Below are 20636 nucleotides of genomic sequence, written 5' to 3' on the forward strand. Positions count from 1 at the left end.
GTAGAACGCCATAAAAAATGCCCGCATCTCTCGATGCAGGCATTTTTGTTCACGTCGATCTATCGGCAATACGCGCCCCGATCACTGATCGTCGAAATACCGCTCATGCCAGTCCACCAGCGGCTGTGGCGAGTTGAGTTTCTGGCCGTAGATCACCGAATAGGACAACACATTCTGTACGTACTGGCGGGTTTCGTCGAACGGGATGCTTTCCACCCACACGTCGAAGCTCAGGTGGTCTGCGCCGCGCAGCCATTGGCGCACGCGGCCGGGGCCGGCGTTGTAGGCGGCGGAGGCGAGTACGCGGTTGCCGTTGAACTGGCTGTGCACCTGGCTCAGATAGGCGGCGCCGAGCTGGATGTTTTTATCCGGATCCAGCACTTGCTGCGGCGAGGCCAACGGAATGCTGAACTTGCGCGCGGTTTCCTTGGCGGTGCCGGGCATCAGTTGCATCAGGCCGCTGGCGCCGACGCTGGAGCGGGCGTCGTCCATGAACGCACTTTCCTGACGGGTGATGGCGAACACCCAGCTCGAATGCAGGCCGCGCACCTTGGCTTCGCGCACCAGGGTGTCGCGGTGGGCCATCGGGAAACGGATATCCAGATCATCCCAGTACTGCGCCTGACTGATGGTGCGGATGGCCGGGAAATACCATTTCAGGTCGTAGGCCAGTTTTGCCTGAGCGACCATTTCGTCGCGGCTGAAATGCCGGCTGACGTGATACCACTCGCGGCGACCGTCGACGATCTGCCCACGGGCGTGGAACTCCAGCGCACGACGCACGCCAGGGGTGTTGCGCACCTTGTTGATCAGCGCCTGACTGAGCACCAGCGGCTTGTTGTTCAGCGAGTAAGGCGACTGCGAGCGGTCGGCGGCGAGGAAGCCGTAGAAATCACGCTCCCGCGACAGATTCTTGTACAGCGTCTGCGCTTCCGGGTTCTGCGGTTGCGCCAGTTCCAGGCTGCGGGCCTGCCAGTAGCGCCAGCGGTTGGTGGTGGCCAGGTCCTGTGGCAAACGGCGGGTCAGTTGGTAGGCGTCATCCCAGCGCGCCAGACGCAACAACAGACGCAGGCGCCATTCGGACACGGTGTTGTCGCGCAGTTCCGGATCGTATTTGGTCATCACGTCCAGCGCGCGGCTGTCGAAGCGGCGGGCCAGCGTCAGGCCGATTTCCCGGGCGATCGCGACTTTTTCATCCCGGGAGAAATGCATGCTGCTGGCATAACCGTCGAGCAGGGCCATGGCCTTGTCCGGATCCTGGCGCGCGAGGCGGCGCAGACCGAGGCTGACCACGTCCGACATCGGTTCATCGGCCGGCGTGAAGCGCGACGGCTGGTTGAGCAATTCCGGTTTCTGCGCCACGTCCACCAGCAGGCGGCCGCGTGGGGCGAGGGTGGTCAGGCCGTTGACCAGGCTGTTGGCCAGTGGATAGTTGCGGTGCTGGGCGGCGAGTTTGGCGCGTTCCCAGCGTTTCTGTTCGGTCAACTGACCTTCGGCGGCCCACATGCCGAACAGCGCATCGCAGGCGGCGGGCTGGGATTTACCGGTCAGCCACAGTTTCTCGGCGTTGGCGTAGCCCTCGGCCTTCTTGTTGTGGCTGATCTGGTACTGCGCGTTGAGGCAGTCCAGTTCGGTGAAATTCAGTTTCGGGTCGTAATACTTGACGAACGTCGCCCAGTCGCCGCGATCGGCCAGCCAGCGCAGCCAGCGCAACTTCATCCAGTTGGCCTGGGGCAGGTCACCGTGTTCGGCGAGGAATTTTTCGATCTCCGCGTTGCTGGCGGTTTTCAGGCGGGCGGTCAGCTCGTCGTAAGCCAGGTATGGCTCCAGCGGATAATCAGCTAGAGCCTGGCTGTAACGGAAATACGGGCCAGTGTCGCCCTTGGCCAGGGCGCGCTTGGCTTCATCGTAATACTGGCGTTGGGTGGACAGGTCCACCGCCTGGGCGGATTGAACGGCAGCGGCGGAAAGCAGCAAACATGAAAAAACACTGAAGAGGCGACTGCGCATGAGACATCCGGGCAGAGAAATCATGACAAGTGCCGGCCCAAAACCGGCACTGAATTGTCTGTAGCTTAGCCTTTTGCCAGCAGGCGGCGAAAGCTTTGCCGGCCTTGCAGCACAAGTTCGCAACAATTGTTGTGCAGAGTGCGTCAGCGGCGAAATTGCCGGCCTGCTCGGGCCCCGATTCAGGTAGAATGCGCGCCCGGTTTTTGGAGAAGCTCATGACCCTGCTCAAATTCAGCGATGTGTCCCTTGCATTCGGCGCGATGCCGTTGTTGGACAAGGTGTCCTGGCAGATCGCCCGTGGTGAGCGGGTGTGCATCATCGGCCGCAACGGCACTGGCAAATCCAGCATGATGAAACTGGTCAAGGGCGACCAGAAGCCTGATGACGGCTCGGTGTGGCGTGCCCCCGGTCTGAAAATCGGTGAATTGCCGCAGGAATTGCCGGTGGCCGACGAGCGGACTGTGTTCGACGTGGTCGCCGAAGGTCTCGACGGCGTTGGCGCCTTGCTCGCCGAATACCATCACCTGAGCCAGAACATCGTCACCGATGCCGATCTGGACAAGCTGATGCACGTCCAGCACGACCTCGAAGCCCGCGATGGCTGGCGCTTGCAGACCCTGGTCGACAGCACCCTGAGCCGCCTGCAACTGCCGGCCGACAAGACCCTCGCCGAACTGTCCGGCGGCTGGCGTCGTCGTGTGTTGCTGGCGCAGGCGCTGGTGTCCGAACCGGATCTGCTGCTGCTCGACGAACCGACCAACCACCTGGACATCGGTGCGATTGCCTGGCTTGAAGAAGCGCTGAAGGATTTCCAGGGCGCCGTGCTGTTCATCACGCACGACCGTTCTTTCCTGCAAAACCTTGCCACCCGCATCCTCGAACTGGATCGCGGTGGCCTGATCGACTGGAACGGCGACTACGCCAGTTTCCTCGTCCATAAAGAAGCCGCGCTGGCCGCCGAAGAAACCGCCAACGCGCTGTTCGACAAGCGTCTGGCCCAGGAAGAAGTGTGGATTCGCCAGGGCATCAAGGCTCGTCGTACCCGTAACGAAGGCCGCGTACGTGCGCTGAAAGCCCTGCGCGTGGAGCGCAGCGAGCGTCGCGAGCGCACCGGCAAGGCCAACATCCAGCTGGAAACAGCGGAGAAGTCCGGCAAGCAGGTAATGGTGCTGGATAACGTGAGCTTCGCGCATCCGGGCGGTCCGTTCCTGATCCGTGATTTTTCCATGGTGCTGCAACGCGGCGACCGGATCGGCCTGCTCGGCGCCAACGGTACCGGCAAGACTACCCTGCTGAAACTGATGCTCAGCGGTCTGCAACCGACCAGCGGCAAAGTGGAAGAGGGCACCAAGATCGACGTGGCCTACTTCGACCAGTTGCGTCATCAGCTGGATCTGGAAAAAACCGTGATCGATAACGTCGCCGAAGGTCGCGACTTCATCGATATCGACGGCCAGAGCCGCCACGTGCTGAGCTACCTCGGCGACTTCCTGTTCAGCCCGCAGCGTGCCCGCACGCCGGTGAAGGCGTTGTCCGGTGGCGAGCGTGCGCGTCTGCTGCTGGCCAAACTGTTCAGCAAGCCGGCGAACCTGCTGGTACTCGACGAACCGACCAACGACCTCGACGTGGAAACCCTCGAGCTGCTCGAAGAAGTGCTGCTGACCTTCAACGGCACTGTGCTGATGGTCAGTCACGACCGGGCATTCCTCGACAACGTGGTCACCAGCACGCTGGTCTTCGAAGGTGAAGGCAAGGTTCGCGAATACGTCGGCGGCTATCAGGACTGGATCCGCCAGGGCGGCTCGCCGCGTCTGCTGGGCGTGACGGAAAGCAAATCCGGCAAGGCTGACCTGAACTCGGCGGTGGTCACTGCCGAACCGGCTCCGGTTGCCGCACCGGTTGCTGCGGCCCCGGCTGCGAAAAAGAAGCTGAGCTACAAGCTTCAGCGCGAGCTGGAAGCGCTGCCGGGCGACATCGATGCCAAGGAGCAGCAGATTGCTGCTGTCGAGGCTGAAATGGCTGAGGCTGGTTTCTATCAGCGTCCGCCGGCCGAGACGGCCAAGGTGATTGCTTCTCTGGAGCAGTTGCAGGCTGAGCTGGATGCGCTGGTGGAGCGCTGGGCCGAGCTCGACGCCTGATTGATTCCAGGCATGAAAAAGCCCGGCGTCCAGTGATGGGCGCCGGGCTTTTCAGCTTTTCATAAGTGACTGGTATCAGCGTTTGACCAGGTGCACCGCCAGCACATCGCATGGTGCGCCGTGCAGCACGTCATTGGCGGTCGAGCCCAGCAACAATGCGAGACCATGCCGGCCGTGGCTGCCGACCACGATCAGGTCGCACTGCTGTTCCTTGGCAAAATGGTGGATTTCCTGACGTGGCTGGCCATAGGTCAGGTGGCAGTTGGCGCCTTCGAGCTCGGTGTACTTGTGCTTCAGGCGTTCGAGTCGTTCCTTGGCCTGGTCGAACTGCTGTTGTTGCAGTTGTGACAGATCCATCGGCACGTCACCGCCGAAGGCCATGGCCATCGGTTCGACGATATGCACCAGCGACAGCTTGGCGCCATTGCTCACCGACAGCTCTCGGGCGCGGTGGATCACAGGGTCGCACTCTTCGGTCAGATCTACGGCGACCAGGATATGGTGGTAGGGCATGAGGTGCTCCTCGTGAGGGATCAATATTGGTAAGTATGGCTGGTTTCAAGCGCATTGGTTCCAAAGTGACGCAATGGGCTCATCAGGATTCGGGAGTAGAGATATGACGGTCTGGCTGGTGGTGTCAATCCTGCTGGTGGTGTTGAGTCCGTTGGCATGGTTGCGTCCGTCCCGTGCTCAGAGTGGCCGGATAGCCCTGCGCACGGAGGCCCGGCGCATCGGGCTGGCCATGCAGCTGGCGCCTCAGGAATGGCCGCACTGGATGTCTCAGGAGCCGCCTAGCCCGTGTGCGCAATACCATCGGCCACGCCGTGGCAAACAGCCGGCGTGCTGGACGTATTGGCAGAAATCCCCGGGTGTTTGGGTGAATCAGTGGCAGGAAGTCTGTGACGATCCGCTGTTGCTCAATCATTTCGAAAAATTGCCGGGCAACGTTTTCAAGGTCGAGGCCGACAAGCAGATGATCGCCCTTTATTGGGGCGAGAAGGGGGATGCGTCGGTTTTGCTGGACATTGATGCCACGCTGAAAGCGCTGGCATGACTTGCGGATTTTTCGCGCTGCAACGGTGCGAAACGTCTGGCAGACGCGCAATAAAAAGCCCGACATGATTCATCGGGCGGGGTTGGCCAGGCAGGCCGGAAAGTCTTTTTGGCGCTGAATCGGGTGATCCGGTCAACAAACGTGCGCCTGTTTTCCTTCGTAGTCCAGCCAGCGTAGCCTGTTAAACAAGGCGTGCCGTGAATTAGGGCGACTTTTCTAACTATTAATCTTATGAATGCCCCCACATGCAAGCGTGTGTGGCCGGGCTGCGTCCTACAGAAATGACCGCAAAGTCGCATTTCAACCCGTATTTTGGGCGATTGACAATTGTCGGAAATTCCGTGAAGGTGGCGTACCCAAATCAAACGGGCGTATGAATTGAGCGTTTGTATTGCAGACTGCTCCTACAGAATCCCGACTATCGCGTTGGCGGGTGTGCCGGGTGGATGGGTGTCAGCATCGACGAAAAAGCGTCCTGCCGAGCCATTCGCCTGCGTCCGACGTGTACTGTTCAGCTTCCATATCGTGGAGATCAGTTGATGATTTACGAAGGTAAAGCCATCACGGTTAAAGCTCTTGAAAGTGGCATCGTCGAATTGAAATTCGACCTCAAGGGTGAGTCCGTCAACAAGTTCAACCGTCTTACCCTGAACGAACTGCGTCAGGCCGTAGACACCATCAAGGCAGATGCTTCGATCAAGGGCGTGATCGTCAGCAGTGGCAAGGACGTGTTCATCGTCGGCGCCGACATCACCGAATTTGTCGACAACTTCAAGCTGCCGGATGCCGAGCTGGTTGCTGGCAATCTCGAAGCCAACAAGATCTTCAGCGATTTCGAAGACCTCAACGTTCCGACCGTCGCCGCGATCAATGGCATCGCTTTGGGTGGGGGGCTGGAAATGTGCCTGGCAGCGGACTACCGCGTCATGTCGACCAAGGCCAAGATCGGTCTGCCGGAAGTCAAACTGGGCATCTACCCTGGCTTCGGCGGCACCGTGCGTCTGCCGCGCCTGATCGGTGCCGACAACGCCATCGAGTGGATTGCCGCCGGCAAGGAAAACCGTCCTGAAGACGCGCTGAAAGTCGGCGCCGTCGATGCCGTGGTTGCCCCTGAAAAGCTGCAGGATGCCGCCCTTGAGCTGATCAAGCGCGCCGTCTCCGGCGAGTTCGACTACAAGGCCAAGCGTCAGCCTAAGCTGGAAAAGCTCAAGCTGAACGCCATTGAACAAATGATGGCTTTCGAAACCGCCAAAGGTTTTGTGGCTGGCCAGGCTGGCCCGAACTATCCGGCCCCGGTCGAAGCGATCAAGACCATCCAGAAAGCCGCGAATTTCGGTCGTGACAAGGCGCTGGAAGTCGAAGCGGCAGGTTTCGTGAAACTGGCCAAGACCTCTGCCGCGCAGAGCTTGATCGGTCTGTTCCTGAACGATCAGGAACTGAAGAAAAAGGCCAAGGCCTACGACGAAATCGCCAAGGACGTGAAGCAGGCTGCCGTACTGGGCGCTGGCATCATGGGTGGCGGTATCGCCTATCAGTCGGCTTCCAAAGGTACGCCGATCCTGATGAAGGACATCAACGAGCACGGCATCGAGCAAGGTCTGGCTGAAGCCGCCAAGCTGCTGGTCGGTCGCGTTGACAAGGGCCGCATGACCGCCGCGAAAATGGCTGAAGTGCTCAACGGCATTCGTCCTACGCTGTCTTACGGCGATTTCGGTCACGTTGACCTGGTCGTTGAAGCCGTGGTCGAGAACCCGAAGGTCAAGCAAGCCGTTCTGGCGGAAGTCGAAGACAAGGTCAAAGAGGACACCATCCTCGCGTCCAACACCTCGACCATTTCCATCAGCCTGCTGGCCAAGGCCCTCAAGCGTCCGGAAAACTTCGTCGGCATGCACTTCTTCAACCCGGTGCACATGATGCCGCTGGTGGAAGTAATCCGCGGCGAGAAATCCAGCGAGCAGGCCATCGCCACCACCGTTGCCTACGCCAAGAAAATGGGCAAGAACCCGATCGTCGTCAACGACTGCCCGGGCTTCCTGGTCAACCGCGTACTGTTCCCGTACTTCGGCGGTTTCGCCAAGCTGGTCAGCGCCGGTGTGGACTTCGTCCGTATCGACAAGATCATGGAAAAATTCGGCTGGCCGATGGGCCCAGCGTACCTGATGGACGTGGTCGGTATCGACACCGGTCACCACGGTCGTGACGTGATGGCCGAAGGCTTCCCGGATCGCATGAAGGACGACCGTCGTTCGGCCATCGACGTGCTTTACGAATCCAAACGTCTGGGTCAGAAGAACGGCAAGGGCTTCTATGCCTACGAGGCCGACAAGAAAGGCAAGCAGAAGAAAGTCGCCGATCCGTCGGTACTGGAAGTGCTCAAGCCGATCGTCTACGAGCAGCGCGAAGTCACTGACGAAGACATCATCAACTGGATGATGATCCCGCTGTGCCTGGAAACCGTGCGTTGCCTGGAAGACGGCATCGTCGAAACCGCCGCCGAAGCCGACATGGGTCTGGTCTACGGTATTGGTTTCCCTCCATTCCGTGGCGGTGCGCTGCGCTACATCGACTCGATCGGTGTTGCCGAGTTCGTTGCCCTGGCCGACCAGTACGCTGATTTGGGCGCGCTGTACCACCCGACCGCGAAGCTGCGCGAAATGGCCAAGAACGGCCAGAGCTTCTTCGGTTAAGCGCCCCCAACTAGAGTGAGAGTGAACTTATGAGCTTGAATCCTAGAGACGTCGTGATTGTCGACTTCGGTCGTACTCCGATGGGCCGCTCCAAGGGCGGCATGCACCGCAACACCCGCGCCGAAGACATGTCGGCGCACCTGATCAGCAAATTGCTGGAACGCAACACCAAGGTCGATCCTGCCGAAGTCGAGGACGTGATCTGGGGCTGCGTCAACCAGACCCTGGAGCAGGGCTGGAACATCGCGCGCATGGCGTCGCTGATGACCCAGATCCCGCACACTTCGGCCGGCCAGACCGTCAGCCGTCTGTGCGGCTCGTCGATGAGCGCGCTGCACACCGCGGCGCAAGCGATCATGACCGGCAACGGTGACGTGTTCGTGGTTGGCGGCGTCGAGCATATGGGTCACGTGAGCATGATGCACGGTGTCGATCCGAACCCGCACATGTCCCTGTACGCGGCGAAAGCCTCGGGCATGATGGGCCTGACCGCTGAAATGCTGGGCAAAATGCACGGCATCACTCGCGAACAGCAGGACGCCTTTGGCGTGCGTTCCCACCAGTTGGCCCACAAGGCGACTGTGGAAGGCAAGTTCAAGGACGAAATCATCCCGATGCAGGGTTACGACGAGAACGGTTTCCTGAAAACCTTCGACTACGACGAAACCATTCGTCCGGAAACCACCCTGGAAAGTCTGGCGGCTCTGAAGCCGGCGTTCAATCCAAAGGGCGGCACCGTGACGGCCGGTACTTCGTCGCAGATCACCGATGGTGCTTCGTGCATGATCGTGATGTCGGCACAGCGCGCACAGGACCTGGGCATCCAGCCTATGGCGGTGATTCGCTCGATGGCGGTAGCGGGTGTGGACCCGGCCATCATGGGCTATGGTCCGGTACCGGCTACTCAGAAAGCACTGAAACGTGCTGGCCTGGGTATCAACGATATCGACTTCTTCGAGCTCAACGAAGCGTTCGCCGCACAGGCCCTGCCAGTGCTGAAAGACCTGAAAGTGCTCGACAAGATGAATGAGAAGGTTAACCTGCACGGCGGCGCGATCGCCCTGGGTCACCCGTTCGGTTGCTCCGGTGCCCGTATTTCCGGCACGTTGCTGAACGTGATGAAGCAGAATGGCGGCACCTTCGGGGTGGCCACCATGTGCATTGGCCTCGGCCAAGGCATCTCCACCGTCTTCGAACGCGTTTAAGCGTCTCGTCGATGGAAGCCGGGGCCAAGTGCCCCGGTTTTTGTTTTTGCGGATTTATTTTGTTTTTATTTTGAAAATATTTGAGTGAGGGCCAAAGCATGCCGATACAACCTGGGCTCTACCAACATTACAAAGGTCCGCAGTACCGCGTATTCAGTGTCGCGCGGCATTCCGAGACCGAAGAAGAAGTAGTCTTTTACCAAGCCCTGTATGGCGATTACGGCTTTTGGGTACGTCCCTTGAGCATGTTCCTGGAGTCCGTCGAGGTTGACGGCGAGCAGGTCCCACGCTTTGCTTTGGTGCAAGCCGAACCGAGCCTTTTTTCGAAGCCGTAAGGCGAGTGCGCGCAAAACCCTGCGCTTGACCTCACCTTGTAGCCACTATATATAGCGGTGCCGCGTCAGGCGCCAACCGCCTTTCACTTCTAGAATTCAGGAATTTTCTGATCCATGGGCAAATCGCTGGTCATTGTGGAATCCCCGGCTAAGGCCAAGACCATCAACAAGTATCTGGGCAACCAATACGTGGTGAAGTCGAGTATCGGCCATATCCGAGACCTGCCCACCAGCGGTTCGGCTAGCGCCAGCAAGGAGCCAGCCGCCAAGCGCGGCAAGGCTGCTGCGGGCGAAGCGCCAGCGCTGTCGCCGAAAGAGAAGGCGCGCAAGCAGCTGGTCTCGCGTATGGGAGTCGATCCTGAACACGGCTGGAAAGCCAAGTACGAGATCCTCCCGGGCAAGGAAAAGGTCATCGAAGAGCTGCGCCGGCTCGCCAAGGATGCTGACACCATCTATCTCGCAACCGACTTGGACCGCGAGGGGGAAGCCATTGCCTGGCACCTGCGCGAAGCCATCGGTGGTGACGACAGCCGCTACAAGCGCGTGGTGTTCAACGAAATCACCAAGAAGGCGATTCAGGAAGCCTTCTCGGAGCCGGGCGAACTCGACATCGATCGAGTGAACGCGCAGCAGGCCCGTCGTTTCCTCGACCGCGTCGTCGGCTACATGGTCTCGCCGCTGCTGTGGGCGAAGATCGCCCGTGGTCTGTCCGCCGGTCGCGTGCAATCGGTTGCCGTGAAACTGGTGGTCGAGCGTGAACGTGAAATCCGCGCGTTCAACCCGGAAGAGTACTGGGAAGTGCATGCCGATCTCGGCACCGCCAAAGGCTCGACCGTGCGTTTCGAAGTGGCTCGCGAGAAAGGCGAAGCCTTCAAGCCGCTGAACGAAGCCCAAGCGACGGCAGCGCTGGAGAAGCTCAAGTCCTCCAGCTACAGCATCGTCAAGCGTGAAGACAAGCCGACCAGCAGCAAGCCGTCGGCACCGTTCATCACCTCCACACTGCAACAGGCCGCGAGCAACCGCCTGGGCTTCGGTGTGAAGAAAACCATGATGATGGCCCAGCGTCTGTACGAAGCCGGCTACATCACTTATATGCGTACCGACTCGACCAACCTCTCGGCTGATGCCGTGGCGATGGCGCGCGATTACATCGAAACCGAGTTCGGCAAGAAATACCTGCCGGAGTCGCCGAATGTCTACAGCAGCAAGGAAGGCGCACAAGAGGCTCACGAAGCGATTCGTCCTTCCGACGCCAACACCACGCCAAGCAAGCTGGCCGGCATGGAGCGTGACGCTGAGCGCCTCTATGAGCTGATCTGGCGCCAGTTCCTGGCTTGCCAGATGCTGCCGGCGCAATACCTGTCGACCACCGTCAGCGTCGCTGCCGGCGACTTCGAGCTGCGCGCCAAGGGCCGCATCCTGAAGTTCGACGGTTACACCCGTGTGCTGCCGCAAATCACCAAGCCTGGCGACGATGACGTTCTGCCTGATATGGCGCAGGGCGACGTGATGAAGCTTATAAAGCTCGATCCGTCCCAGCACTTCACCAAGCCGCCGGCCCGTTATTCGGAAGCCAGCCTGGTGAAGGAAATGGAAAAGCGCGGCATCGGTCGTCCTTCGACCTACGCAGCGATCATCTCGACCATTCAGGATCGCGGCTACGTGACCCTGCACAACCGTCGTTTCTATTCGGAAAAGATGGGCGACATCGTTACCGAGCGTCTGTCGGAAAGCTTCTCGAATCTCATGGACTACGGCTTCACCGCCGGCATGGAAGAGAATCTCGATGACGTGGCCCAGGGTGAACGCGACTGGAAAAACGTGCTGGACGAGTTCTACGGCGACTTCAAGAAAAAACTCGAAGTGGCGGAGAATCCGGAAGCCGGCATGCGTGCCAACCAGCCGGTGATGACCGATATCCCGTGCACCACCTGCGGCCGTCCGATGCAGATTCGTACTGCCTCGACTGGTGTGTTCCTTGGTTGCTCGGGCTACAGCCTGCCGCCGAAAGAGCGCTGCAAGGCCACCGTCAACCTGGTGCCGGGCGACGAAATCGCGGCTGATGACGAAGGTGAGTCGGAATCCCTGGTATTGCGCGGCAAGCACCGCTGCCCGATCTGCAGCACGGCGATGGATGCCTACCTGCTCGACGAAAAGCGCAAGCTGCACATCTGCGGTAACAACCCGGATTGCGCCGGCTACGAAATCGAAGAAGGTAGCTACCGCATCAAGGGCTACGAGGGGCCGAGCCTGGAATGCGACAAGTGCGGCAGCGAGATGCAGCTCAAGACCGGCCGTTTCGGCAAGTTCTTCGGTTGCACCAACCCGACGTGCAAGAACACCCGCAAGCTGCTGAAAAGCGGTGATGCGGCGCCGCCGAAGATGGATCCGGTGAAGATGCCTGAGCTGAAATGCGAGAAGGTCAACGACACCTACATCCTGCGTGACGGAGCGTCCGGCCTGTTCCTGGCGGCCAGTCAGTTCCCGAAAAACCGCGAGACCCGTGCTCCGCTGGTGATCGAGATTCTGCCGCACAAGGACGAGATCGATCCGAAGTACCACTTCCTGTGCGAAGCGCCGCAGAAGGATCCGGATGGTCTGCCAGCCGTGATCCGCTACAGCCGCAAGACCAAAGAACAGTATGTTCAGACCGAAGTCGACGGCAAGCCGACTGGCTGGAAAGCGTTCTTTGACGGTGGCAAGTGGACGGTTGAGGACAAGCGTCCGGCGAAAGCCAAGGCGTGAGCTGACTCCGACCTTGCGATGGGCTGATGTTATCGGCCCAATACGACAAAAGGCCGCATGACAACCTTCGGGTTTTCATGCGGCCTTTTTGTTTAATGCTTGCGGTTGGATCGGCTGATCCATGACACTGTCCGGCCTGTGTGAAGCAATTATTTCGATGTGGAGAGTGCCGACATGGCCCACGAACTCTATACCCGTACCAATCAGAAGATCTATTTCGCGGGTTTGTCGCTGGAAGCGCTGGCCAGGGCCGAAGAGGGGCGGGCGATGAACTCGCTGGCGCTGATTCAGGCCGGGCGCGAATCCGCACTGTTTCATCTCTACGGTGCGTTGTTGGGGTTGTGTCATGAAATCGCCGGCTTCTACCGTCTGCCGCAAGCCAATACGTCGCGGGCGGAAACTCTGCTGACCCGCGAAGTGCTGGAGTCGATTGCCATTCCTGAGCTGGCAGAGATGATTGAGCTGGCGGGCAATCCGGAGACCTGGCTGTCTAAGTTACTGGCTGCGCATTCGGCGTTGTTTCAGCCGCCACGCGTGCCACACAAGCCGAAGGGCGATGTGACGCAGCCATTGATTCAGGCAGTGAATCTGGATGAAGAAGAGGTGGTTGAAGAGTTGAGCCGTGAAGAGCTCGAGAGCTGGCGGCAGAACCTCAAGGGGCTGGCGCTCCGTTTCCGTGAAGGCTTGAGCGAGTGCTGAGGGGCGTGGGTTGGCGGCGACGAGAGGCGTGCTGCTGGTCAAGATCCCGAGCGAAGCCTGAATGATGTCTATATAATCCCTGCCTTTCGTGGAGATCAGACCTATATGCCAACGTCCTTTCTAGAAATTGTCGAGCTACCAGACGGCCGAATCGAACTGCGCAGGGCCGAGGACGAGGGTTCTCTGGTGACTCTGGATTTCTCCGAGGATGCCAAGGCGTTTTTGCAGGGCCAGCACGTTGAAATTGCCAAAGCGATGTTGAGCGTTGGCGTGCAAATGGCGGGGCGTATGGTTGAAGGCGAATTCGATAAAGATGAGGGGCCGCGGGTTCTTCATTGATCCGCTGTCTGTCAGTCACTGCTCCAGACCGGCTTCTCTATCCTTGGAGAAGCCCTGCGCTTAACTTGGCGCACATTGTTGCTGAATCAACCCAAACGAATGTTCAGGCTTTGAGCGTCCCCGGTGCGGGCGGCGCTGATCAGCTGTTGCCGTGACCCTGCGCTTAGTGGGTTCAGCCACGTGACGACCGTGTGGCTGCGGCCCAGGCGTAGTGCTTCGCAGGCCAGTTGCTGAGCGCTTTGGGCGCCGCGTGGTTGCAGGAGCAGGATGCGTTCGCGATTCAATCCAGCGTCCCGCAGCCAGGTCTGAGTCAGGCTGGCAGGCGGTGCAATCAGGGTCAGCCAGCGTGCGTCCTGATCCTCGCTCAGTTCGCGAAGAATCGGTGCCAGCAGGCTCAGGCAGTTCCCGGTCGCGCCGCGTAGTGACAGCTCGCTGAACGCTTCAGGTTCGGTATTCCACGGACGCTCGACAACATCCTTGAGGATGGGGGCGAGTGGTTGCGCCAGAAATGCCTCGAACAACGGCAGTTGTGTTTGCTGAGGTGCGTGTGGGAACTGCATAAAGCCTCCTTTAGCGGCGGATGACGCCGACACTCAAGCCTTCGATAACCAGTTCCTGGTCTTTCAGGTTGACTTCGATAGGGGCGAACTCGGGGTTTTCGGCAATCAGCCAGACTTTGCTGCCGTCACGCTTGAAGCGTTTGACGGTGACTTCGTCGCCGATCCGGGCAACCACGATCTGACCGTTGCGTGCCTCGCGGGTGGTGTGAACCGCCAGCAAGTCGCCGTCGAAAATACCGATGTCCTTCATGCTCATGCCGTGGACGCGCAACAGGTAGTCGGCGCGCGGATGAAAGAAGGCCGGATTGATGTTGCAGGACTCCTCGATGTGTTGCTGAGCGAGAATCGGCGCGCCGGCAGCTACTCGACCGATGATCGGCAGCGTGGACTCGTCGACCTTGGCTTCAAAACCGGGAATGCGAATGCCGCGAGAAGCGCCGGGTGTCATCTCGATCGCGCCTTTGCGGGCAAGCGCCTTGAGATGTTCTTCGGCCGCGTTGGGCGATTTGAAACCCAGTTCCTGAGCGATTTCCGCACGGGTCGGCGGGTAACCGTTGTCTTCGAGGCAGCGTTTGATAAAGGCCAGAATCTCGGCTTGGCGTGGCGTCAGCTTAAGCATATTGATCGCTCTGTCTTTTTATACAGTGACTGGGATTATATACAGTGAAGCGGTCTTGGCAATCATCGTTTTTTGCCATGCCGCCGGACGGTCAGTGACGGCGCTGATTAATGTGGCGTCCTTGTTGTGGTTAAATAACTGACCGACCATTCCCAAAACGAACTGGCAGGCTTGACAAGGCATAGACTGAAACGTATGTTTCAAACAAGTGTTTGTCAGGCGGAGTAGCCATGGCCCAGTCGGAAACCGTTGAACGCATTCTTGATGCTGCAGAACAGCTGTTCGCGGAAAAAGGTTTCGCTGAAACCTCATTGCGTCTGATCACCAGCAAGGCAGGGGTCAACCTCGCTGCGGTGAACTATCACTTCGGCTCGAAGAAGGCGCTGATCCAGGCGGTTTTCTCGCGCTTCCTTGGTCCGTTCTGCATCAGCCTCGACAAAGAGCTGGAGCGCCGCCAGGCCAAACCAGAGAACAAGCCTTCGCTCGAAGAGTTGCTGGAAATCCTCGTCGAGCAAGCGTTGGTAGTACAGCCACGCAGCGGCAACGATCTGTCGATCTTCATGCGTTTGCTCGGTTTGGCCTTCAGTCAGAGCCAGGGCCACTTGCGCCGTTATCTGGAAGATATGTACGGCAAGGTATTCCGCCGCTACATGTTGCTGGTGAATGAAGCTGCGCCGCGTATTCCACCAATCGAACTGTTCTGGCGCGTGCACTTCATGCTCGGCGCTGCGGCGTTCAGCATGTCCGGGATCAAGGCCTTGCGTGCGATTGCCGAGACCGATTTCGGCGTCAACACCTCCATCGAGCAGGTGATGCGTCTGATGGTGCCGTTCCTGGCGGCCGGCATGCGTGCCGAAACCGGCGTCACGGACACGGCCATGGCCACAGCGCAGTTGCGTCCACGCAGCAAATCCGCGCCGGTACCTGCCAAGGTTTGACCGTTCATGGGTGGGCGCGACAGCTGACATCCGCTAAGCTAGCCGCCCATGTCGACTCTCGTTCTGAACCCGTTTCTCATCGAAATCACCGACCCGCCGGGCAATGTCCCTGGTGGTGATTTCGTGGGCGACGGGTTTTTCGTTTTCAAGGAATCTCTATGACTGCTGGCCTGCAAGGCTCGTTGATGGTGGACGTCGCCGGTACCTGGCTGACGGCCGAAGATCGCCAATTGTTGCGCCAGCCCGAAGTGGGCGGCCTGATCATCTTTGCCCGCAACATCGAGCATCCGCGCCAGGTGCGCGAACTGAGCGCGGCGATCCGTGCCATTCGTCCGGACTTGTTGCTGGCGGTGGATCAGGAAGGCGGTCGCGTCCAGCGTCTGCGTCAGGGCTTCGTCCGTTTGCCAGCCATGCGCGCCATCGCTGATAACCCGAACGCCGAGTATCTGGCCGAGCAATGCGGCTGGATCATGGCCACCGAAGTGCTGGCAGTCGGACTCGACCTGAGCTTCGCGCCGGTGCTGGATCTGGATTACCAGCGCAGCGCCGTGGTCGGCACCCGCTCGTTTGAAGGTGACCCGGAGCGCGCCGCACTGCTCGCAGGCGCTTTCATCAAAGGCATGAACAGCGCGGGCATGGCCGCCACCGGCAAGCATTTCCCTGGCCACGGCTGGGCGGAAGCCGACTCCCATGTCGCAATCCCCAACGACGAGCGCAGCCTCGAAGAGATCCGCGCCAACGACCTGGTGCCGTTCGCCAGACTCAGCAAGCAATTGGCCGCCGTCATGCCGGCCCACGTGATTTATCCGCAAGTCGACACACAACCTGCCGGTTTCTCCCGGCGCTGGTTGCAGGACATCCTGCGCGGCGAGTTGCAGTTCGACGGCGTGATCTTCAGCGACGACCTGTCGATGGCCGGCGCCCACGTGGTTGGCGACGCCGCCAGCCGTATCGAAGCGGCACTGAGTGCCGGTTGCGACATGGGCCTGGTGTGCAACGACCGCGCAGCTGCCGAGCTGGCCCTGAGTGCCGCGCAGCGCATGAAGGTCAAGCCGTCGCCGCGCATCGCACGCATGCGCGGTCAGGCATTCGCCAATACCGAATACCGTCAGGATCCGCGCTGGCTGACCGCCGTCGGCGCGCTCAAAGACGCTCAACTGATCGATTAAGGATTTTTTCGCTATGACGGTTTACGCAATCATTGGCGGCACTGGCCTGACCCAGCTGGAAGGCCTGAGCATTCGTCAGTCGCTGGCGGTGGATACGCCTTATGGCGCGCCATCGGCCGAGGTCCAGATTGGCGAGTACGCCGGTAAGGAAGTGCTGTTCCTCGCTCGTCACGGCCACCCGCATCGCTTCCCGCCGCACAAGGTCAACTACCGCGCCAACCTTTGGGCATTGAAGCAGGCAGGGGCTGAAGCAATCATTGCGGTCAACGCCGTGGGCGGGATTCATCCTGCAATGGGCACCGGACATTTCTGCGTGCCGCATCAGATCGTGGACTACACCAGCGGTCGCGAGCACACCTATTTCGCCGATGATCTGGAACATGTCACACACATCGACTTCAGCTTTCCCTACAGCGAACCGCTGCGTCAGCGACTGATTGCTGCATTGGCCGCGGAAGAGTGTGAGTACAGCGATCAAGGCGTTTATGCCTGTACCCAGGGCCCGCGTCTGGAAACCGTGGCCGAGATCGTGCGACTGGAGCGTGACGGCTGCGACATCGTCGGCATGACCGGCATGCCGGAAGCGGCGCTGGCTCGCGAGCTGGATCTGGATTACGCGTGTCTGTCGCTGGTGGTGAATCCGGCGGCGGGCAAGACCACTGAGGTCATCACCATGGCCGAGATCGAGCAGGCGCTGCATGACGGGATGGGCAAGGTGAAATCGACGTTGGCGCGGGTGCTGAAGGGCTGAGTCTGGCTCAAAACCGAGTCGAGCCATTCGCGGGCAAGCCCGCTCCCACAGGTTAAGCGCTATCTCTGTGGGAGCGGGCTTGCCCGCGAATCGATCTGGTAGACGACAAAGACTTCAGCGCTTGTCGAATTTGTCCGGCAGCGGCGCAAACAGCGCCTCGATATCATCACTCTGCAATTTCCAGTCCCCGGCCTTGCGCCCATCCAGCACGCCGGCCGCCAGGTCGGATTTTTCCCGCTGCAAGTGTTGAATCTTCTCCTCGACCGTGCCCCGGGCAATCATCTTGTAGACGAACACCGGCTTCTCCTGGCCAATGCGATACGCGCGGTCGGTTGCCTGATTTTCGGTCGCCGGGTTCCACCACGGATCGTAGTGAATCACCGTGTCCGCTTCTGTCAGGTTTAGACCCACGCCGCCAGCCTTCAGGCTGATGAGAAAGATCTGACGCTTGCCGCTCTGGAATTCCTTCACCGGTGTACGCCGATCACGGGTCTGTCCCGTCAACAGCGCATAGGCGACATTGCGTTTTTTCAGCTCGTCCTCGATCAGTGACAGCATCGAAGTGAACTGCGAGAACAGCAGAATCCGCCGTCCTTCCTCAAACAACTCCTCGAGCATTTCCATCAGGCTGTCGAGCTTGCCTGATGTGCTGCCGCGAGCGGGCAGGGTGGCGTCGTTGACCAGGCGCAAATCGCAACAGACCTGACGCAGCTTGAGCAGCGCCTCGAGAATGATGATCTGACTGCGCGCCACGCCTTTACGGGTGATTTCGTCGCGAACCTTTTTATCCATGGCCAGGCGCATGGTTTCGTACACGTCGCGCTGCGCTTCGTTGAGCTCGACCCAATGAATGATTTCGGTTTTCGGCGGCAGCTCGGTCGCAACCTGCTCCTTGGTGCGGCGCAGCAGAAACGGTTTGATCCGACCGTTGAGGTGCTGAAGTCTGACTTCGCTCGCGCGTTTTTCAATCGGCACGCGGTAATCGGCGTTGAAGCTTTTGACGTCGCCGAGCCAGCCGGGCAGCAGGAAGTGAAACAGTGACCACAGTTCGCCCAGGTGGTTTTCCAGTGGTGTACCGCTCAGGCACAGGCGCTGACGCGCATTGAGTTCACGGGCAGCCTGTGCAGCTTTGCTGTTCGGGTTCTTGATGTACTGCGCTTCGTCCAGCACCAGTACGTGCAGCGGCTGCTTGGCCAGACGTTCGACATCCTTGGGCAGCAGCGCATAAGTGGTGAGGATCAGGTCGTAATCGGCCAGATGCTCGAAATGCTTTTTACGGCTGGCACCGTACAGCGCGACAACCTTGAGCTGTGGCGTGAAGTGCGCCGCTTCGTCGAGCCAGTTGGGAATCAGGCTGGTAGGCATTACCACCATGCTCGGGCGATCCAGGCGTCCGGCGTTCTTCTCGCTGAGAATGTGCGCCAATGTCTGTAGGGTTTTGCCCAAGCCCATGTCGTCCGCGAGAATCCCGCCGACCTCAAGTTGCCGCAGCGACTGCATCCAGCTCAAGCCTTCGAGCTGATAAGGACGCAGCGTCGCATTCAGCCCCTTCGGTGCTTTGGCGCTGTAATCGCGGATGTCGCGCAAGCGCTGGGCGAAGCTGCGAATCTGCTCGCCACCCTCCCAGAGCAGGGGAATGCCTTCCAGCGAATTCAGGCGCGTGGCGTCGGCCTTGCTCAGGCGCAGGGTGGTTTCGCCCGGCTCCTGAAGATAGAACTCGCCAAGGGTCGCCAGCACCGGTTTCAGGCGACCGAGGGGCAGGGCAACTTGCAACGGCCCGTGCTCGCTGTTGCGTTGCGGGATGTTCACCAGAATCAGTTCATCATCGCGACGGCGGGCGAGACGTTCCGGGTTGAGGATTTCCGTGTGCGAACGCATCAGGTTGAGCAGGATCGGCAGCAGGCTCAGGCGCTCACCGTTGACGATGATCCCGAGCTCCAGATCGAACCAGTCGCGTTCCGGCGTCTGCTCGACGGTGGCGTACCAGTCGTCCACGGCAGTCAGGTCGAAACCGAACTCATCATCGACCAGCAGCTCCCAGCCCTGGGTGCGCAGCTTCGGCAGATCGTTGAGAGTGAAGGTCAGCCAGGCGCTGTCGTTGACCATCTCGTAGAGTTCTCCGGCGCTTTCCGGCAGGGCTTTGCTCTGCCGGGTGGCGATGCGGAAACCGAGAATTCGCAACTGCTCGCGGTAGCTTTGCTCGACGTCCGGATGGCGCTTGACCCGCAGGGTCTGCGCTTCCTGGCGAATCAGAATGTCGCTGTTCTTCTGGCCGCTGACGTATTCGTCGAGGTAACTGAAGGACAGCGCCGCGCGATGTTGGATATAACGCTGCATTTTGCCGTTACGCGGTTCGAATGCGCTGAACTCGACGCTGGCCAGCCACAAGCGCGGCACCGGTTGCACGTTGTCCACCAGCACTTGCGGCGGCGCTTTCGGGCTGCGGTTTTCCAGTACGGCCTGGAGTTTTTCCAGCAGTACGGCGTCTTTGGCGGCGGCGGGGTATTCGAGGGTTTCCTGCACTTGCAGCAACACCGCCGCGCAATGTTTGCAGTTGCTGTGCACCGGGCAGGTGCAGGTGGCGTCGACCATCAGCAGCGTGCCTTTGGCCGACTCGCGCAGATGAATCGTCTGACGGTACACATTACCGCCAGAACCTTCGCAGCTGGCGGTAATGGTCGCGTCGCCGACCTGCACGAATCGCACCCGGTTTTCCAGGGCATAGCGGCGGCCACGCTCCAGGCTTTGTTCCTTGAACCGACTGACCCAGGAGGAGGCCAGCGGTTTACTCAGAGGCGGGGACATAAGGACTTCAGTCAGTCCGGAATGGCTTCAGGCGCTTCCCGAGGCGCGGGCGCCGTCAGTGAAGTGATCTTGATCAGCAGGGCCAGGTGGCCGTTATCGAGGTAGTTGAGTTGGCCATTTTTGGTATGGCTGTCCTGTTTCAGGCGCTCGCTGGCGGTGACCATGCCGTTGGCGTCGATCTGGTTGACCCAGAAATCGGCGTTCACGTCGGTGAAGCGCCCGAGCTTCATTTCAATCGTGCCTTCGATCGGGAACTGGCCGAACTGCTCCTGACCTTCGCTGACCGCAACTTTGGCAGGCGTCTCGCCCAGCGTCTGCTGCCAGGCTTTGTGCATCAGCACGCTGTATTCGCCGCTTGCGGTGAGTTTGGTCACAACGTCGTTCAGCGCCGGCGTGCGTTTACTGTCATCGCTCAGCCGCTGGGCGCCCGCCGCCCAGTCTTCCGGTGCCGCGCGGCTGACAATCGCCGGGACGGCGTTCTGGCGTACCAGAATCATTTCGACCTGATACAGGTCATCGGCAAACGTAGTCGGTGCTACCAGAGTCAGTAGCAAGGTCAATGAGCGAAACAGGCGCATGCGG

Annotated in this window: 17 protein-coding genes; 11 read left to right on the plus strand and 6 right to left on the minus strand. The window is 59.8% G+C overall.

Annotated features, from left to right (window positions below):
* Positions 1-81 precede the first annotated feature (81 nt).
* Entirely contained in the window at positions 82-2010 is a 1929-nt protein-coding gene (locus CAG25_RS20350; RefSeq protein ID WP_085613115.1) for a transglycosylase SLT domain-containing protein, read from the minus strand.
* Positions 2011-2225: 215 nt separating this feature from the next.
* Between CAG25_RS20350 and CAG25_RS20355 the strand changes: the two genes are divergently transcribed.
* Positions 2226-4148: an ATP-binding cassette domain-containing protein gene (locus tag CAG25_RS20355; protein ID WP_011335198.1), complete on the plus strand. Its 1923-nt coding sequence runs from the start codon at positions 2226-2228 to the stop codon at positions 4146-4148.
* A 75-nt stretch (positions 4149-4223) separates the two neighbouring features.
* Here CAG25_RS20355 and CAG25_RS20360 read toward each other — a convergent pair whose 3' ends face one another.
* Positions 4224-4661 carry a universal stress protein gene (locus CAG25_RS20360; RefSeq protein WP_011335197.1) on the minus strand — a complete coding sequence of 146 codons (438 nt, stop codon included), beginning with the start codon at positions 4659-4661 and terminating at the stop codon, positions 4224-4226.
* A 103-nt stretch (positions 4662-4764) separates the two neighbouring features.
* Here CAG25_RS20360 and CAG25_RS20365 point away from each other — a divergent pair, with 103 nt between their 5' ends.
* The 7 genes from CAG25_RS20365 (at position 4765) to CAG25_RS20400 (ending at position 13212) form a co-directional block, all read left to right on the plus strand.
* Positions 4765-5202: a hypothetical protein gene (locus CAG25_RS20365; RefSeq protein ID WP_085613116.1), complete on the plus strand. Its 438-nt coding sequence runs from the start codon at positions 4765-4767 to the stop codon at positions 5200-5202.
* A gap of 539 nt (positions 5203-5741) precedes the next feature.
* Positions 5742-7889 (plus strand): fatty acid oxidation complex subunit alpha FadB, encoded by a 2148-nt coding sequence (gene fadB / locus CAG25_RS20375; protein ID WP_085613117.1) that lies wholly within the window; start codon positions 5742-5744, stop codon positions 7887-7889.
* Positions 7890-7918: 29 nt separating this feature from the next.
* Entirely contained in the window at positions 7919-9094 is a 1176-nt protein-coding gene (gene fadA, locus CAG25_RS20380) for an acetyl-CoA C-acyltransferase FadA (protein ID WP_085613118.1), read from the plus strand.
* 98 nt (positions 9095-9192) lie between these two features.
* Positions 9193-9429, plus strand: a complete 237-nt coding sequence (locus tag CAG25_RS20385; protein WP_007953059.1) for a DUF1653 domain-containing protein — start codon at positions 9193-9195, stop codon at positions 9427-9429.
* 114 nt (positions 9430-9543) lie between these two features.
* Positions 9544-12174 carry a type I DNA topoisomerase gene (gene topA, locus CAG25_RS20390; protein WP_085613119.1) on the plus strand — a complete coding sequence of 877 codons (2631 nt, stop codon included), beginning with the start codon at positions 9544-9546 and terminating at the stop codon, positions 12172-12174.
* A 174-nt stretch (positions 12175-12348) separates the two neighbouring features.
* Positions 12349-12873, plus strand: coding sequence for a DUF6586 family protein (locus CAG25_RS20395; RefSeq protein WP_085613120.1), 525 nt, complete (start codon positions 12349-12351; stop codon positions 12871-12873).
* Positions 12874-12978: 105 nt separating this feature from the next.
* The gene (locus tag CAG25_RS20400; RefSeq protein ID WP_007953047.1) at positions 12979-13212 is read left to right on the plus strand and encodes a hypothetical protein; all 234 of its coding nucleotides are present in this window, start codon (positions 12979-12981) and stop codon (positions 13210-13212) included.
* Positions 13213-13298: 86 nt separating this feature from the next.
* Here the strand turns inward: CAG25_RS20400 and sulA are convergent, their stop codons facing one another.
* Together sulA and lexA are read right to left on the minus strand one after the other, a co-directional pair.
* Positions 13299-13772, minus strand: a complete 474-nt coding sequence (sulA, locus tag CAG25_RS20405) for an SOS-induced cell division inhibitor SulA (protein ID WP_085613121.1) — start codon at positions 13770-13772, stop codon at positions 13299-13301.
* Positions 13773-13782: 10 nt separating this feature from the next.
* Entirely contained in the window at positions 13783-14391 is a 609-nt protein-coding gene (gene lexA, locus CAG25_RS20410; RefSeq protein WP_007953044.1) for a transcriptional repressor LexA, read from the minus strand.
* Between the two features lie 230 nt (positions 14392-14621).
* Here lexA and psrA point away from each other — a divergent pair, with 230 nt between their 5' ends.
* The 3 genes from psrA to CAG25_RS20425 all read left to right on the plus strand — a co-directional run bounded on the left by psrA (position 14622) and on the right by CAG25_RS20425 (position 17249).
* Positions 14622-15329: a transcriptional regulator PsrA gene (psrA, locus tag CAG25_RS20415; protein ID WP_085613122.1), complete on the plus strand. Its 708-nt coding sequence runs from the start codon at positions 14622-14624 to the stop codon at positions 15327-15329.
* Between the two features lie 170 nt (positions 15330-15499).
* Positions 15500-16498, plus strand: coding sequence for a beta-N-acetylhexosaminidase (gene nagZ / locus CAG25_RS20420; RefSeq protein WP_172829541.1), 999 nt, complete (start codon positions 15500-15502; stop codon positions 16496-16498).
* Between the two features lie 13 nt (positions 16499-16511).
* On the plus strand, positions 16512-17249 hold the full coding sequence (locus CAG25_RS20425; RefSeq protein WP_085613123.1) for an S-methyl-5'-thioinosine phosphorylase: 738 nt from the start codon (positions 16512-16514) through the stop codon (positions 17247-17249).
* Positions 17250-17363: 114 nt separating this feature from the next.
* On the opposite strand, the gene CAG25_RS20430 is transcribed toward CAG25_RS20425, so the two are convergent.
* On the minus strand, positions 17364-20054 hold the full coding sequence (locus tag CAG25_RS20430) for a DEAD/DEAH box helicase (RefSeq protein WP_085613124.1): 2691 nt from the start codon (positions 20052-20054) through the stop codon (positions 17364-17366).
* Between the two features lie 11 nt (positions 20055-20065).
* A complete protein-coding gene (locus CAG25_RS20435) occupies positions 20066-20632 on the minus strand; it encodes a CsiV family protein (RefSeq protein ID WP_085613125.1) in 567 nt (188 codons plus the stop codon).
* Positions 20633-20636: the final 4 nt, after the last annotated feature.

Source organism: Pseudomonas sp. B16(2017) (genome assembly GCF_002113205.1).
GTDB classification, from domain to species: domain Bacteria; phylum Pseudomonadota; class Gammaproteobacteria; order Pseudomonadales; family Pseudomonadaceae; genus Aquipseudomonas; species Aquipseudomonas pharyngis.

Bases quoted from the DNA above. Each gene is read 5' to 3' on its own strand.
- CAG25_RS20350 (WP_085613115.1), bottom strand. From the start codon at position 2,010: ATGCGCAGTCGCCTCTTCAGTGTTTTTTCATGTTTGCTGCTTTCCGCC.
- CAG25_RS20355 (WP_011335198.1), top strand. From the start codon at position 2,226: ATGACCCTGCTCAAATTCAGCGATGTGTCCCTTGCATTCGGCGCGATG.
- CAG25_RS20360 (WP_011335197.1), bottom strand. From the start codon at position 4,661: ATGCCCTACCACCATATCCTGGTCGCCGTAGATCTGACCGAAGAGTGC.
- CAG25_RS20365 (WP_085613116.1), top strand. From the start codon at position 4,765: ATGACGGTCTGGCTGGTGGTGTCAATCCTGCTGGTGGTGTTGAGTCCG.
- fadB (WP_085613117.1), top strand. From the start codon at position 5,742: ATGATTTACGAAGGTAAAGCCATCACGGTTAAAGCTCTTGAAAGTGGC.
- fadA (WP_085613118.1), top strand. From the start codon at position 7,919: ATGAGCTTGAATCCTAGAGACGTCGTGATTGTCGACTTCGGTCGTACT.
- CAG25_RS20385 (WP_007953059.1), top strand. From the start codon at position 9,193: ATGCCGATACAACCTGGGCTCTACCAACATTACAAAGGTCCGCAGTAC.
- topA (WP_085613119.1), top strand. From the start codon at position 9,544: ATGGGCAAATCGCTGGTCATTGTGGAATCCCCGGCTAAGGCCAAGACC.
- CAG25_RS20395 (WP_085613120.1), top strand. From the start codon at position 12,349: ATGGCCCACGAACTCTATACCCGTACCAATCAGAAGATCTATTTCGCG.
- CAG25_RS20400 (WP_007953047.1), top strand. From the start codon at position 12,979: ATGCCAACGTCCTTTCTAGAAATTGTCGAGCTACCAGACGGCCGAATC.
- sulA (WP_085613121.1), bottom strand. From the start codon at position 13,772: ATGCAGTTCCCACACGCACCTCAGCAAACACAACTGCCGTTGTTCGAG.
- lexA (WP_007953044.1), bottom strand. From the start codon at position 14,391: ATGCTTAAGCTGACGCCACGCCAAGCCGAGATTCTGGCCTTTATCAAA.
- psrA (WP_085613122.1), top strand. From the start codon at position 14,622: ATGGCCCAGTCGGAAACCGTTGAACGCATTCTTGATGCTGCAGAACAG.
- CAG25_RS20425 (WP_085613123.1), top strand. From the start codon at position 16,512: ATGACGGTTTACGCAATCATTGGCGGCACTGGCCTGACCCAGCTGGAA.
- CAG25_RS20430 (WP_085613124.1), bottom strand. From the start codon at position 20,054: ATGTCCCCGCCTCTGAGTAAACCGCTGGCCTCCTCCTGGGTCAGTCGG.
- CAG25_RS20435 (WP_085613125.1), bottom strand. From the start codon at position 20,632: ATGCGCCTGTTTCGCTCATTGACCTTGCTACTGACTCTGGTAGCACCG.